General features: G+C 42.4%; 16 protein-coding genes. 2 read left to right on the forward strand and 14 right to left on the reverse strand.

The genetic code is table 11. The annotated features are described in order from the left end of the window. Positions 1 to 171: 171 nt before the first annotated feature. From KQI39_RS11895 to KQI39_RS17405, 12 genes are all read right to left on the reverse strand, one after another. Positions 172 to 1,980 carry a Na/Pi cotransporter family protein gene (locus tag KQI39_RS11895; protein ID WP_216418596.1) on the reverse strand — a complete coding sequence of 603 codons (1,809 nt, stop codon included), beginning with the start codon at positions 1,978 to 1,980 and terminating at the stop codon, positions 172 to 174. Between the two features lie 81 nt (positions 1,981 to 2,061). Further along, a complete protein-coding gene (locus KQI39_RS11900) occupies positions 2,062 to 2,262 on the reverse strand; it encodes a hypothetical protein (RefSeq protein ID WP_148447033.1) in 201 nt (66 codons plus the stop codon). Positions 2,263 to 2,390: 128 nt separating this feature from the next. Continuing rightward, positions 2,391 to 2,582 (reverse strand): hypothetical protein, encoded by a 192-nt coding sequence (locus KQI39_RS11905; protein WP_216418599.1) that lies wholly within the window; start codon positions 2,580 to 2,582, stop codon positions 2,391 to 2,393. Positions 2,583 to 2,867: 285 nt separating this feature from the next. Then, a complete protein-coding gene (locus tag KQI39_RS11910; RefSeq protein ID WP_216418601.1) occupies positions 2,868 to 3,545 on the reverse strand; it encodes a hypothetical protein in 678 nt (225 codons plus the stop codon). Next, on the reverse strand, positions 3,542 to 3,985 hold the full coding sequence (locus tag KQI39_RS11915; RefSeq protein ID WP_148447074.1) for a hypothetical protein: 444 nt from the start codon (positions 3,983 to 3,985) through the stop codon (positions 3,542 to 3,544). The genes KQI39_RS11910 and KQI39_RS11915 overlap by 4 nt, the downstream gene beginning before the upstream one ends. Before the next feature lie 4 nt (positions 3,986 to 3,989). Continuing rightward, on the reverse strand, positions 3,990 to 4,412 hold the full coding sequence (locus KQI39_RS11920) for a MarR family winged helix-turn-helix transcriptional regulator (protein ID WP_174096138.1): 423 nt from the start codon (positions 4,410 to 4,412) through the stop codon (positions 3,990 to 3,992). Between the two features lie 173 nt (positions 4,413 to 4,585). Continuing rightward, positions 4,586 to 6,559: a bifunctional metallophosphatase/5'-nucleotidase gene (locus tag KQI39_RS11925; RefSeq protein WP_216418604.1), complete on the reverse strand. Its 1,974-nt coding sequence runs from the start codon at positions 6,557 to 6,559 to the stop codon at positions 4,586 to 4,588. A 13-nt stretch (positions 6,560 to 6,572) separates the two neighbouring features. Then, on the reverse strand, positions 6,573 to 6,986 hold the full coding sequence (locus KQI39_RS11930) for an EamA family transporter (RefSeq protein WP_148447080.1): 414 nt from the start codon (positions 6,984 to 6,986) through the stop codon (positions 6,573 to 6,575). Between the two features lie 58 nt (positions 6,987 to 7,044). After that, on the reverse strand, positions 7,045 to 8,259 hold the full coding sequence (locus KQI39_RS11935; RefSeq protein ID WP_330654040.1) for an AI-2E family transporter: 1,215 nt from the start codon (positions 8,257 to 8,259) through the stop codon (positions 7,045 to 7,047). A 2-nt stretch (positions 8,260 to 8,261) separates the two neighbouring features. Next, a complete protein-coding gene (locus tag KQI39_RS11940; RefSeq protein WP_216418608.1) occupies positions 8,262 to 10,880 on the reverse strand; it encodes a cation-translocating P-type ATPase in 2,619 nt (872 codons plus the stop codon). 561 nt (positions 10,881 to 11,441) lie between these two features. Next, positions 11,442 to 12,215: a NifB/NifX family molybdenum-iron cluster-binding protein gene (locus KQI39_RS11945; protein ID WP_148447085.1), complete on the reverse strand. Its 774-nt coding sequence runs from the start codon at positions 12,213 to 12,215 to the stop codon at positions 11,442 to 11,444. A 311-nt stretch (positions 12,216 to 12,526) separates the two neighbouring features. Continuing rightward, positions 12,527 to 12,679 carry a hypothetical protein gene (locus tag KQI39_RS17405; protein ID WP_253293163.1) on the reverse strand — a complete coding sequence of 51 codons (153 nt, stop codon included), beginning with the start codon at positions 12,677 to 12,679 and terminating at the stop codon, positions 12,527 to 12,529. 432 nt (positions 12,680 to 13,111) lie between these two features. Here KQI39_RS17405 and KQI39_RS17925 point away from each other — a divergent pair, with 432 nt between their 5' ends. Further along, positions 13,112 to 13,312, forward strand: coding sequence for an IS66 family transposase (locus tag KQI39_RS17925; RefSeq protein WP_256443747.1), 201 nt, complete (start codon positions 13,112 to 13,114; stop codon positions 13,310 to 13,312). Between the two features lie 430 nt (positions 13,313 to 13,742). On the opposite strand, the gene KQI39_RS11960 is transcribed toward KQI39_RS17925, so the two are convergent. Further along, positions 13,743 to 13,997 (reverse strand): group II intron maturase-specific domain-containing protein, encoded by a 255-nt coding sequence (locus KQI39_RS11960; protein ID WP_253293164.1) that lies wholly within the window; start codon positions 13,995 to 13,997, stop codon positions 13,743 to 13,745. Positions 13,998 to 13,999: 2 nt separating this feature from the next. Next, entirely contained in the window at positions 14,000 to 14,383 is a 384-nt protein-coding gene (gene gloA2 / locus KQI39_RS11965; RefSeq protein WP_216418611.1) for an SMU1112c/YaeR family gloxylase I-like metalloprotein, read from the reverse strand. Positions 14,384 to 14,666: 283 nt separating this feature from the next. Between gloA2 and KQI39_RS11970 the strand changes: the two genes are divergently transcribed. Further along, positions 14,667 to 15,590, forward strand: a 924-nt coding sequence (locus tag KQI39_RS11970; RefSeq protein WP_216418613.1) for a transposase, incomplete at its 3' end; no start/stop codon positions are given.

Raw genomic sequence — 15,590 nt, forward strand, 5'->3', positions numbered from 1 at the left:
TAAAAACCTCCTTTTTCTTGCTGCAAGATACGCATCCCCATTATACGCCTCGCTGTCTGATAGATTTATCATACCATGAAATCTGTATTTTGATAACCCCTGATTCTATTCGTAACAGGAACAAAAACGCCCGTTTCGAATTAAATTGAAACGGGCGTTTTTCGTAAATTTTTATTCTACCTCTTCCGGCTCCATGCTGAGCACATGGCCTTCTTGATTTCCGATATCGTATTTCTGTCCGTATTCCTTAAAATACTGATAATACTCCACACTGTTTGTAGGATAGATCTTGGAATCATGGATATGAAGATCTGAACCGGTCTCTCCACTCTTCATCAGCGCAACCATGGCACTTGCACAGTGAGTTGCAATACGGCAGAAACTGTTCAGGATATCACTGAATACTGTTCCTTCCTCCAGTCCGCATTTGCCCTGGCTCAGACGTTCTGCATGGCGCATCTTCAGCACATCACAGAGTCCTGTGATCACAGCTCCCAGAGGTGCTACTCTCTGTGCCATTTCCTTATCATCTTTCATAAAAGCATTGCAGGTTATATTGATATCCTCACGAACTGCTTCCATAACAACATTCAGTTCATCCCAGGCTTCCTGAGAAAAATTCGTGTGATTATCATGCATCTCACTGGACATATGTGCAATATAAGAAGCATGATCACCAATACGCTCAAAGTCATTGATCGTATGCAGATACAGTGAAGTCTGTCTTGTCTGTGCGGAATTCATCTCTCTCTTGGTCAGCTGAATCAGATATTCTCCAAGACGGCTTTCATACTTGTCGATCAGATCCTCTTTTCGCTGAACCTTATCATATTTATCCTGCTGATAATCATTCAGAAGGTTCATGGCTCTGTTGACGTTTTTACGAAGTTTCTTGGACATTCCGTTCATTACACGGTGACACTGTGCAATAGCAAGAGCCGGATAATTCAAAAGACGCTCCTCAAGAAGATCAAAGTCTACCTCATCTTCCAAATCTTCCTTGTTATCCTTCACAAGCCAGCATACCAGCTTCTCGATCTTTGGAATAAACGGGAACAGCACAATAACTGTCGCCAGACGGAAGACTGTGTTCAGAAGGGCGATCGCTACCGGTGTCATCGTCATATCCATAAATGTAAAATGTACAAATGCATTTACTGTATAGAAGATCACTGACCAGAGGATCAAACCAAAAAGGTCATTGATCAGATACACAAGAGCAGTTCTCTTACCATTCTTATTGGCTCCAATCGCAGAAATAAGGACCGGACATGCAGCACCGACACCAATACCAAGAACGATCGGAAACGCACTCGCAAATGTCAAGATTCCGGTTACAGACAGCGCCTGAAGTACACCGACTGTTGCAGATGCACTCTGCAGTACTGCGGTAAATGCAATACCAACAAGGATACCTGCGATCGGATTGGAAAACATGGTCAGCATCTTAATGAATACCGGACTTTCACGAAGAGGAGATACCGCTCCACTCATCATCTGCATACCTGTCATCAGAATCGCAAAACCAAGCATGATATTTCCTACATTCTTATGTAAGGTTCGCTTACAGAACATACGGAAAATAATACCAATAACTGCCACAACAGCTGAAATTGTTGCTGTGGAAAGAATACTTGCAATACCATTGGATCCTTCAATATAAGAAAGACATAAGATCCAGCCTGTAATACTGGTTCCGATATTTGCTCCCATGATGATACCTATCGCCTGTTTCAGTTTCATCATACCGGAGTTTACAAAACCGATTACCATAACAGTCGTCGCAGAAGACGACTGGATCACACTGGTAACACCAGTACCAAGTGCGACACCCTTCAGTGGAGTATTGGTCATCTTATAGAGAAACGCTTCCAGCTTATTACCGGCTGCCAGCTTCAGACCATCGCCCATTAAGGACATTCCAAATAAAAATAATGATACTCCACATAACAAAGATAAGATCATTGAAAAAATTGCCATAATTTTCTCCTTTGTCATACTCGCTTCCTGTCAGCATCTGTCAGGAGCCGTGTTATCCCGAAAATGCAATTTTACATTTCCTTAATCCGGATTTTTCTTATTTTTAACATTTTCCCATTTATTATGCCACATCAATTCCCAGATTACAACAAAAGATTTACACCCAAAATAAAAAATTTTAAAGACTGGCCTTGTGTTTCCAAAAGTCAATCCTTTATATGAGTATTTTTGAGCAGTTTTGCACAAAAATTTCTCTGCTTTTTGTTTTATAATCTTCTTCAAGTGCATTAACTTCCTTAAGTGTGCTAGAAACTTTCATATCATTTTTCCTTGTATATAAAACAAAAAACGGCTTCATGATATCCCGTTCTGATATCATAAAGCTGTTTTTTTGTACTGAAATTATTCAGTTAAAACAAATTATTTTGTAGTGCCTCTTTCGCATCTGCGATAATAGCAAAATAGCAGAGATCTTCCTGAGCAACTTTACTTCCCTTTCTTCCATTGATTCTCTCTTTCTTGATGCCTGCCGGTGCCGCTCGCAGATCTTTCCTGGTAGGTCCTTCCGCAGAAAGAAGAACAAAGCGAAAGGACGTACACATTTCAGGAATCTTAAAGTTTCTTTTTAATCTTTAATTTCATAATTTCTGCTTATTATTCAGGCTTTCGATTTTTCTGATCGTATGGCCCTGGTTTCCTACGCTTATTTTTCTTCCCTGCTTCTTCTTTTCCTATTTCTCTTTAAAATCTGTTGCTTCTCTAAGACTGATTTTCTCTTAAGTTGACGCTATGTTTACCACATTGGTACCTGACCCCCAGTGGTGAAAATACGCTGCAGACATCCGATGCCTGATCCATGGTCAGGCGGTTACTTAATGCACGCTGTGCTAAAACAGAAGCTGAAGTCCCATTGCAATGATCCACATATATGCACAGGTCTTCGGGATCATCAGTAATCCGACCTTAGGCTTTGTTTTGCTGAATAAGGTTACCGGAAGATAACATCCAAAGGAAATGATGATCGCAGCAACCATTCTTGTCATGTGATACCCATTCGCATTTCCGGAGATCGCATACAGAATGATCACACCGATACCAGTAACTGCAAAAACTGCATTTCTCAGGATGGATAATTTCATATTTCCATTATCTGTACACCAGTTATTCTGAGGAAGGAAGCATACCACGATCCTGATGATCGCAGAGATCCAGATCATTGCTTCCACTGCAGCCGGTGCGTTCAGCTCCGGGAAGGTAAGCTTCCATACATACAGTAAAATAATATAAAATACAGTCATCGTGATCGAAGATACCTGTAATCCGATTCCCAGCTGTCTCCTGATCTTCTCACTGCTTCCATGGACAGCTCTGATGATCCTTGGCACCAGATGGAACGCATCTCCGCCACAAAGTGTCAATGTCAGTACTCCGTAAAGGATAAACAAAGGGTTTCCCTTCGAAAATACAAAGAAAAGAATTCCTGCGATCAGATCAAAGATCAAATATCCTGCGTCAAATATTGCCTCCATAATGTCCGGCATGTTTTTCTTACTGCTTTCTCTCATGCTTCCTGCTCCTTTGTGATCAATTGTTTATAACAAAAATAATTTCTGGTAAATACAACTCCCGCCAGGGCCAGTGCACAGCCGAGACCGGAATAGAAAAAAGCAACGAAGATATCAGGGAATATTCCCGCTGCCCTGAAACCAATCCCTCCGCTCATCATGCAAGTCATGATCAGATATGCTTTCAGATCAAAAAAATGCCAGAACGGACGGTGACTCTCATATCCCAGGATCCTTTTGGTATGCTTTTTGCTCATCTTATAAAACATCATGCCAAACAAAAAAAATACAACGACCGAAAACAGATACAGATACCACTTCCGATCGATCACCCGGTATGATAATATCCCAAGTCTGGCAACGTTAAATCCGGCGATCAGCCATACAATACCCGCGATCAGCAAAAGAGTCCTTTTCTTTACATGAAATCTCTTTTTCATCCTCTCACCTCATATATTTATCCGCATTTTCGCAGATCTTATGAAACACCTCTTTACAAATACGCTTCTCTTCCCCTGTCAGTCCATCCAAAGCGATCTTTGCAAATTCCTTCTGTGCTTTTATTCCATCTTCAATGATCAGATCTGCCTTATCTAATAAAACGATCTCGATATGCTTCTTATTGTCCGCACTCTGGATCCTTTCAATCAGACCTCTGCTCTCCAGATTTTTCAGAGAAGAGGACACGTGGGATTTCGTCGACTTACGGACCTTAACGATCTCAGCCGCAGTATTATGCTGCGGATTGTTGTGCAAAAACATAAGGATATCATATTCCATATGCGTCAGCTGATATTTCTCGCATACACTCCCTGTGACTTTTTCATAACAGCTTGTTATCGTTTTATGCTGATCCCAGAAAAACATAACCTTCCTCCATATCTATTTGTTCTATTTAGAACGATTGTATAGCATTGCTCCATATTTGTTAATCATAAAATATCTTCTTTCAACATTTATATAGAGCTGCCACAAAATAAAAGCTGCCGCTTTGCGATCTATCAACCACTAAAGCGACAGCTTTCTTCTAAGCCGTATATTTATTTAGGATTTTTCTTTCCTTTTCTGACTCTGATCCTGCGGATCATCCTTCGGATCAGAAATACCACAAACACAATGATCACAATAAAGATCAGACAAATACCTGCGATCATTGCCGAAAACTTATTGGGCTGCTTCACCAGATCAATGATATTTCTGCTGTCCTCCACAACCTTACGTCCATGTGTCGTCTCATAATATTCCGGCACATTGGCAATTCCATCGCCATCTGTATCTTTAAAGGACTGCATATATCTTGCGATCGCATCCCAGGCCTTTAACTCCCTGTCACCTTCCATGATCGCCTGATCTTCCAGATTTTCAATAGGATTTCCATCCCTGTCCTTCGGTTCAAGAGACAGCAGTCCATAGGACATTTTCATCACTGAACCAAGCATCTGGCCGGTATACAGATCTGTCACGACATGATACAGCTTATCATCCTGGATCTCGATCTGTTCTCCGTCTGTCCTGGTGAGATAACAATCTGTCACCTTATTCAGGATCATCCGATGTGGATTGTATGCAAAATTCAATCCACTGCAATATAACCTTGCCGTTGTCATAAAATCCGAAACAGAAGCGTCCACCTCCGCTGCCAGCTTCAGCTCCTTTCCGGTCAGGTATGCACTGATCAGCGGATATCCGGCAACACCGTCCTTTCCGATCCCCAGTGAAAAGGAATTAAAAACATCCTCTACTGTGATATCTCCCTTTGTGTATGTATTCCGCACGGTTCCGCTTGGAACAACGGCTACATCAACCGGATCACCATCATAATACTCGGAATTCTCCACTGCATATATGTATGCATCGGACATGATATCACCAAGATTCAGTTCTTCATGCTTCGTGCCCATTTCTTCCAGACTGTTGAATTCAACATCATTTTCAGCAAGAACCTCTTCCCTTGTATAGCCAAAATCGGAAAGATAATTCTTATCTACCGTATCCATCAGGGCATCAATCTGTTCCTGTGTCGCCTGATCCGGTTTTATCTCCTCAGAAACAGGAATCAGCTCATAGGATGTCAGCTCCCAACGTCCATACTGCTTCTGTGTCATGGAAAGTGAGCCGAGATTTCTTCCGTATTCGCCGCAGGATACGATATATGTGTTCCCATGCTGAATTGCCTCTTTCAGCTCTGAGTGCGTATGTCCGCTGATGATCAGATCGATATCCGGCACCTCTTTTGCAAGGATCTCATCCTCCGATTTGTTTTCATCCTCCCAAGTTCCTCCATGGGACACACAGGCGATCATATCCACTTTTTCATTTTTTCTGATCTCTTCGACCGTCTGTTTTACGGCCTCAACCGGATCCTTGAACTTTAATTCACAGGTCGGTGCACATTCCAGGGCATCCTTACCGAACACGCCGACTACTGCAGCCTTTACATCTCCCTTTTGAACTACTACATAATCCTTCACACCGTAGTCTTCAAATGCCGACCGGATCTGCTTCTGACCATCACTTAGTCCATCCTGCTCCATGCTGTCCCAATCCACATTGCACACCACCAGTGCCGGCACTGTCCCACCGGAATCCTTCGCAGCCTCCAGCATATTTGCCAGTCCCTTTGAGCGATAATCATATTCATGATTTCCCAGAGTCGTCACATCATACCCCAGATATCCCAGCATCCGAAGCTCTGCCGCCTCCGTATCGTATACGGTCTGGATCAGTGTTCCCATGGAAAAATCACCGCCATCCAGCACCAGGGTGTCCGGATCTTCCTGCTTCTTTTCATCGATCAGGGTTTTGATCCTGGCAAATCCGCCAACCTCTTTTTGCTCCCCATCTACAATGGTTGAAAAGCTGTTCAAATGCGAATGTGTATCATGGCTGAACAAAACATCGATCTGTTTTGTCTCTGCCGCTTCCACCGGAGTAATCCATGCAAGAGGAAGCAGCAACGCAGCAATAAGCATGAGTGCCAGAAGTCTTGCTGAAATTTTCTTCCGTTTTTTCATAGCTCTCTCCTTTTCATAAAACCATCAGCAATGTTCCTGCACCGATCAAAGCACATCCAAGCAGAGATCTTGCTGTAAATTTCTCGTGCAGAAAAACAAAAGCCAGTACCAGTGTGATCACGACACTCAGCTTGTCTATCGGCACAACCTTCGATGCATCTCCTATCTGCAGAGCACGATAATAGCATAACCACGAAGCACCCGTTGCCAGACCTGAAAGGATCAGAAACAGCCAGCTTTTTTTGCTGATCGCTGCGATCCCTCCCTGGGTATTTGTGAGGAAAACCATTCCCCACGCCATAACCAGCACCACCATCGTTCGAATCGCTGTTGCAAGATTCGAATTAACACCGGCAATACCTATCTTGGCCAGTATGGAGGTCAGCGCCGCAAATACAGCAGACAGTAAGGCAAACACAAACCACATAGTAACTCCCCCTTAAATATAAGATTTTTCTTAACTATCCCAATACAAGTCCATCATATCATTTCCCCTCTGATATGTCACTATTTACAATTTTCTCCTCCGTATATTCCTCTATTTCTGTCTTTGTCACCTGTTTGATATGCTTTTTTTTCAGGCGCAGATATACGAATTCCCGAAAAATAGTATAGAACACGGAAAGCAGTGGAATGAAAACAAGCATACCTACAATTCCCATAAGGTTTCCGCCGATCGTAACTGCTGCAAGAACCCAGATCGACGGAAGCCCTACGGATTCACCCACAACATGAGGATAGATCAGATTTCCCTCGATCTGCTGCAGCACCAGGAATACTATAATAAATAAGATCGCCTGATTCGGGCTTACCATAAAGATCAAAAAGCTTCCCACCGCACATCCGATGAAAGCCCCGAAAATCGGGATCAATGCCGTAAACGCAATCAAAACTCCGATCAGAAGTGCATACGGCATCCTCAAAATACTCAATATCACAACAAACATACAGCCGAGGATCACGGCTTCCAGACACTGACCTGCAAGAAAATTTGCAAATGTCCGATAAGTCAGAGAACAGACTTTAAGAAAAGCATCTGCTTTTTTCCTTGGAAGAAAAGCGAAAAATACTTTTCGGATCTGCACATGCAACTTCTCCTTCTGAAAAAGGACATAGCAGGCAAATGAAAAAGCAATAAAAAAGGTTGCCAATCCACTGACTATGGAACCCACTGCTGACATTGTGGTGTTCATCATATTTCCTGCACCGTTTCCAAGAAGGCTTATCCCCCACTTGATCGCCTGATCCGGATTAAACTGTACTTGATCTACCAGCTTCATGATTTCCTGGTTATTATGGGAAAATTCCCGGATCCAGCTTTGCATCTGCGGAATAAAATCAGCGATACTCATCATCAGAGTTCCCATTGTCCGCGTAAGCTGCGGGATCACACCAAACATCACCAGTACGATCACGCCAACTGCAAATATGATCGTAAGGAGCAGACTTATCGGTCTTGCCAGTTTTACGACTATCTTATTTTCCTTTTTTGTCCTTCCAAAAATTTTCTTTTCCAAAAAGCTCATCGGCACGTTGGTCACAAATGCGATCGCTCCGCCAAGTACAAAGGGAAATGCGATTCCCCATATTGCTTTCAGCACATCGAGTACCACATCAAACTTCCACAGAGCGACCACAAGAAATGCTGTAAATACAATAAGCTCCCGGATTTTTTTTACAGATATCTTACTTATATCCACTATCATTCTCCTCTTTTTCTTAATTCCATGCGTATCCATTTAAGCAGCTGAATGATCGGAAGACTTGCAAACGCATACAGATATACACAGCCAAGCTGCATCAGATCCAGAGTCTCTACTTTAAACAGGAGATGAAGACCAGGAACCGTCAGTACAACGGTAATGAGTACTGCACCAAGTGCAAATGCTCCCTGAAGCCATTTATTATTAAAGAAACGTTTTGTAAAGATAACCGGATGATCCGATTTGCAGTTAAATCCATGGAACAAACGTGCCAGGCAAAGTGTTCCGAAGGCATAGGTACTTCCAAGCAGTGCACCATTCTGATGATATCCTGTCAAAAATCCGATCATCGTCATCGTACTGATCACCAGGCCTTCCAGACCGATTTTACCAAGAAAATCCTTTGTCAGTATTGACTCGTCTGCTGATCTTGGTTTCTCATTCATCACCTCACTGCTGTGCGGCTCCACGCCTAATGCGATCGCCGGAAGACTGTCTGTCAAAAGATTGATAAACAGCAGATGTACCGGTGCAAAGGGAACCGGAAATCCTGCAAGGGATGCACAAAGAACTGCCAGGATCGCACCAAAGTTTCCAGACAAAAGAAACTGGATCGCATACTTGATATTCTGATATAAATTTCGTCCGTTTTCCACAGCTTTTACAATTGTTGCAAAATTATCATCTGTAAGCACCATTGCCGCAGCGTCCTTTGCCACCTCGGTTCCGGTCACTCCCATTGCAACACCAATATCTGCCTGCTTCAATGCCGGAGCATCATTCACACCGTCTCCGGTCATTGCCACGATCATCCCCTTCTCCTGCCATGCACGGACAATACGGATCTTGTGCTCCGGTGACACTCTTGCATACACGGAAATATTCGGGACAAATTCCTTCAGCTGCTCATCACTCATATTTTCAATATCAGCACCCTCACAGGCCTCCGACAGATCATGTAGGATCCCGATCCTCTTTGCAATTGCCGCTGCTGTGATCTTATGGTCTCCTGTGATCATAACCGGTCGGATCCCCGCTTTTATACATTCTGCAACTGCAGCCTTTGATTCTTCCCTCGGCGGATCCATCATAGCGATCAGACCAAGAAATACCAGCTGGTTCTCATCTTCTGTCGTCAATACATGGTTCTCCGGAACTTCACGATAGGTAAATGCCAGTACCCGCAACCCTTCCATTGAAAATTCCTGATTCTGTCGCTGGATCTTTTCTTTATCTGCTTCTGTGATTTCCCGCACTCCATCCTTCGTCCAGATCCGGTCTGTCAGCTCCAGAAGCCGGTCAACAGCACCTTTCACGATCATACGGTTCTCACCATCGATCCTGTGAAGTGTTGACATCATCTTACGGTCACTGTCAAAGGGAAGCTCTCCTTCCCTTGGATAAAGCGTTCTTACCTCTACAGCCTCTATTCCGTACCGGCTGCCCAGATTGATCAATGCTGTTTCCGTCGGATCTCCAATCTCCACACCATTTTCATTTGTTGAATCATTACATAAAATGCTGTAGTCCAAAAGACATCTCTGTGCCGGATCTGCCACATCGATTGCAGCTGCTGTGATCCTTTTTCCATCAATATAATAATCTTCTACTGTCATTTTGTTCTGTGTGAGTGTTCCGGTCTTATCCGAACAGATAACAGAAACGCTTCCAAGACCTTCCACAGCCTGAAGCTTACGAATGATCGCATGCTCCTTTGCCATCTTCTGTGTTCCGAAAGAAAGCACAATTGTCACGATAGAGCTTAACGCTTCCGGGATCGCTGCGACTGCAAGTGCTACTGCAAACATAAATGCACTGCTGATCTTCTCACCGCGGAATACACTGATCGCAAACAGAATCCCACAAAATATCAGGATCAGGATGGAAAGCTTTTTTCCAAAGTCATCCAGGTTCGCCTGAAGTGGCGTCTGTTTTTCCGAAGTTGATTTCAGAAGTCCTGCAATCTTTCCAACTTCTGTCTGCATTCCCACATTCGTTACAACCACTCTGCCACGCCCATATGTGACAAAGCTGCCGGAAAACAGCATATTTGTCCGATCGCCAAGCGGTGCTTCCTCCAAAATAATGTCCATACTCTTTTCAACTGCAAGACTTTCTCCGGTAAGAGCACTTTCATCGACCTTAAGACTTGCATTTTCAAGCAGTCTTCCATCGGCCGGGATCATATCACCGGCTTCAAGAAGGATCACATCTCCTACAACCAGCTCTCTTGCCGGGAGCTGTACTGCCACACCGTCACGCAATACTTTTGCCTCCGGACCGGAAAGCTTCTTTAAGCTCTGCAGGGACTGCTCAGCCTTTACTGTCTGCACGGTTCCCAAGATCGCATTGATCGTGATAACGATCACGATAACTGCTGCACTTTCCACATCTCCAAGCATACCGGATATCACTGCCGATGCGATCAGGATCAGCACCAGAAAATCCTTATACTGCTCAAAGAAGATCTGCAAAATACTTTTTTTCTTTCCTTCTGCAAGCTCATTCCATCCGCACTTCTCTCTGGACCGTCTGACCTGTTCATCGGTAAGCCCTGATTCCCTGCTTTCCACACGCTCGAGAACTTCCTCTGCTGTCTGCTGATAAATTTCCTTCATTACCTTTGCCTCCTTTTTTGCAAATATTCACCAACTGTAATTTTTTTATGCAATAAAGGATTTTTTTGATAAAATGATATAAAAAAAGAAACCCTTATTGCATAACAAAAAATGCAATAAAAGTCTCACCATTTCCCTGCAGCGCCGGATGTTTCCACCGTACTGACGACACTGCAAACGCAGATTTCCAAACGTAGGTTACTCCCCTTTATCAGGTTTAATAGTATAACAGGATCGGTACCTCTGTCAAGATACTTTATAAATCACACCTTGCAAATATGATACTCCGGCAACAAAAAAACTCCCATTTTTTGAGTGGGAGTCTTTCCGTTACCCTGGAAACATTATGGACCTGCAGCCGTTTTATTACCTTTTAAGATTTATTACTTTGATCAGCTACAATATTACCCTGCACAACTCTTCCCTGGTCTTTTCCTTTTCTCAGTCCTCGAACTACCTGTACATTTTTTATCACTGCTGATAAAAACAAAAACTCTTTGTAATAATGACTGCAAAACGCCTTTGTACATCCTTGTGTATTATTATTTTTTGCTATTTTTCTTAATGACAGCTATGGCTTCCACATCCATGCTCGCCACATGTATGTCCTTCCCCGTGGCTGTGCTCATGATGAGAACACTTAACATCCGGATTATAATCGAGTGTTTCATTGATAAAAGCTTCTACTGCTTCATCCGCATCTCCGGAAACTCCTCCGAAAAGCTTAATGCCGGCTGCCGCTAACGCTGTCTGTGCGCCGCCTCCGATTCCGCCACAGATCAAAACATCTGCATTCAATGCATTAAGAACTCCCGCCAATGCACCGTGTCCGCTTCCATTCGTATCTACTACTTCTGAATGTACTACTTTTCCTTCCTCTACATCGTAAATCTTAAATGTTTCTGTGTGTCCGAAGTGCTGAAAAATCTGTCCGTTTTCATATGTTACTGCTATTCTCATGATACCCTCTCCTTTTTCCACTGCATATTTTTTGTAAATTTCCTGCTTGTAACACCCTCCAAGGTTGCAGTTACTGCTCTGGCCGTCACAGATTCTGAAATCCCCACCCTCGATTCTGAGTGGATATCCATCAATGAGAGCATCTGCTATTTTCTTCCTGGCAATCTCGTAAATCCGTTGAACGGTTGTTCTTGCGACTTGCATAGATGCTGCGCACTGCTCCTGACTATAACCTTTCTTGTCCAAAAGACGGATTGTCTCGTACTCATCTACCGTCAGAACAATGGGTGTTTTTTTGTCAGTATCGTCTGCCGGAAGAAATTCTAAAACATTGGGGAAATGGCAAACTTTTCTGCATTTTACTGGTCTCGGCATAAACTGCTCCTTTCTCGCTTTTCTTATATAATAGCTCTATAAAAGGCATATGTCAATAACATTTTTGACATATGCCCACATCCCTCATTTCGAGTACCTGACCCCACTGTGGTAAAAACAATGGAATATTTTTCCCCTCAGACAGATGACCCTGATCTGTCTGTTTGTCGTGTCCAAAACCGATAATTCTCACTCTTTTTCTTGTAATTTTATTACATACATGTTTCTTTTAATCATACCGAACACTTTATCGAACATCTAGCTTAATAGCATTGCCTAGTGTGTTCCGCAAGCAGATGCCAGTTTATAGTTTATACTCTTTTCACAGAACTTTTATCCCAGCTTTCGAGTACCTGACCCCTAGTGATCCACCAGTCGGCATCTGTCATGCCGCTCTGGCGGCATTCATTGATAAGCCTGAGCTGTTCTTTCATAGGAACACGGGCTTTGCGAGTATTGGACATGACCTATCCTCCATAATTGTAGTGAAATAGTCTAAGTATCTAACAGCTATAATTATAGAAGGATTCAAAGAACTAAAAAATCCGCTGGATTATTTGGCGGTTACTTTAAATGTATTATATAGCTTTAATATGTTAATTTCAACCAAGTATGGAAAGAACCAATTAAGCGCTTACGATGTACAGGTTTCTTTTGTCTTGCCATAATAAAAGGCCCTCCTAATGATATTTATTTTATCATAGAAGAACCTTCTAAACATTATTTTACAGAAAAAGTTTTATACTCTCAATTAACTTCTTAAAATGGTTGCTGTTTTTTTACTGGCATCTATGTAGATGCCAGTCTATAGTTTATACTCTTTTCACAGAACTTTTATCCCGGGTTTCGAGTACCTGACCCCAAGTGGACCTCAACTTTCGAGTACCTGTCCCCAAATGCCTTTCTGCATCAACCAGGAAGCTTCTTTGAAAGCCTTTCTGGAAGACGGCGATATTCCTATGGATAACAATGCGACAGAAAGTGCCCTGCGCAGTTTTTGCCTTCATAAGCATACATGGAAACTGATCGACAGTCTGCTCTTTCGAGTACCTGACCCCACTGTCTACTTTATCTTACAATCTCATCAAGCACTATGAATTACAAAATAGCGAATACATAATTAGCCCCAAATTAAGCTCTTACATTTTCTTAATGATATCAAAGCAAATGTCTGTTTATAGTCTTTTTACAGAATTTGTCGTTTTCTGATATTTTATCAAATTCTGTTCGTATTGTGCTTACAATGACTATCCAAGATGATAGTCATTGAATTTATGAACTTCTAAGAGGATCCACCCCCTGTGGTTTCCCGACACCATTTTATATAATCTTTTCGCAGAACTTCTATCTCCTGTTTCAAATGCCTGACCCCTAGAAATTTTCAAATCGACAATTTTCTTTCTTGAATTAACTTTTTAAAGTGGTTGCTGTTTTTTTACTGGCATCTATGTAGATGCCAGTCTATAGTTTATACTCTTTTCACAGAACTTTCATCCCTCATTTCGAGTACCTGACCCCAAGTGGTTTTCAATTATAGCTTTTCTTCTGGCTTCTCCGGTTCAGACAATAGAACAGGCTTCTCATGATGTTATATCGGAATGCCGTTATACTTTCTGTATTGTCTGTAATTCCATAGTAATGGTAATAACCAGTCAGTATCTGGTTAAGTTTTGCAATAATCTCTTTTAATCTGCATGTTCTCATCTTCACTAACAGAAGATTTACTTCTCTGCACTTCTTTGCAAACTTCTTCTTATCTTTATATGCTCTTTTCTCTCCCATAATTATTCGTGCAACTCTAACGGTAGGCCGTCAGGGTCATGGAAGAACGTCATCTTCTTGCCAGTATAATCGTCAACCCGAATCGGCTCACATTCAATTCCTACCTCCACCAGATCTTTCACTGTCTGTTCCACGCTATCAACGCAGAATGCAAGATGACGTAGCCCACAGGCTTCCGGGAGGTTCACTCGCTTCGGAGGATTTTCCTCAGCGAAAATTTCCAGCTCTGTGTATTCATTGACACGAAGATCCAGCTTCCAGTCCTTTCGCTCCGATCGGTAATTTTCTCTAATGACAGAGAATCCCAGCTTATTCACATAGAAATCCTTAGCTGCTTCGTAGTCAGATACGATGATTGCAATATGATGTATTTTTGATAAATTCATTTTTCTCACACTCCAGATTATTCACCTTGTTTTGTTTATAATTTCTTTAGAAATGTTTATTTTTTCTTTATGGGGTCTGACCCCACTGTGGTCAACTTAAGAAGTTCATAAAAATTTTAGAATTCTCTCAAGCCTTGTTTTACCTGCATTTCAAAGAATTCTTCCTTCTTTTCTTAAAAAAACTATTGACAAAACCTCCCAAAAATGCAGCCGCTTCGCGGCTTCTTAATCAAATAGTATCTCCCGCCCCGGAGAAATTCAATTACATTTTCAGGAGGTTTCTATGAATCGAATCACTATCTGCAAAACAATCATCCAATTCATTAAAAATTATATTACAGATCCTTCCAAATTGGAACCCCATCGCGCCAAAAATCGTTTCATCCGCAGCCGTAAACTCTCTATGCTCCACGTTATTATGTATCTTTTTTATTCTTCCAAAGCTTCCATGTATCAAAATCTCTCTTCTATCCGTGAAGATCTCCCTCAGCTGGACTTTCCTTCCGTTTCCAAACAGGCTCTTTCCAAAGCCAGGCAGTTTATTTCCCCTGACTTATTTAAGGAGCTTTTCTACCTCTCCGTTGACCTTTTTTACAAGCATATCCCTGCCAGAAAACTTTGGCATGGCCTCCATCTTTTCGCCGTTGATGGCTCCAAACTTGAACTTCCTAATTCCCCCTCTAACTTCGACTTTTTGGGAAAACTTTTTGGGCATCCAGATCCTAACCGCCAGTTCTCCATGGCTCTTTCCTCTATTATTTATGATGTCCTCGATGATTATATCGTCCACGCTTCTCTACATCATTATCTTGCTTCCGAACGTTCTGCCGCTATCGAACATCTCAAAATCCTTAAAGATCTCGGGATCTTCCATAACAGTATCGTTATTTTTGACCGGGGCTATTATTCTCAGGATCTCTTCTGCCACTGTGCTTCTCAGGGGCATCTCTGTCTTATGCGCCTGAAAGACAACTTCAAGATCTCTAAAAACTGTTCCGGCGACTCCCTCTCCATAATCTCTGATATTACTGTTCGGGTTATCGAAGTTATCCTTGACAATGGTTCCAAAGAATACCTTGCCACCAATCTTCTCGACTCTTCTTTTACTCCCGATATGTTCCGTGAACTCTACTTTTACCGCTGGCCTGTGGAAACGAAATATAAGGAATTGAAAAGCAGACTCGCCATTGAAGATTTCAATGGTGCT

It is taken from the genome of Blautia sp. MSJ-36 (assembly GCF_018917985.1).
Taxonomy (GTDB): domain Bacteria; phylum Bacillota; class Clostridia; order Lachnospirales; family Lachnospiraceae; genus Blautia_A.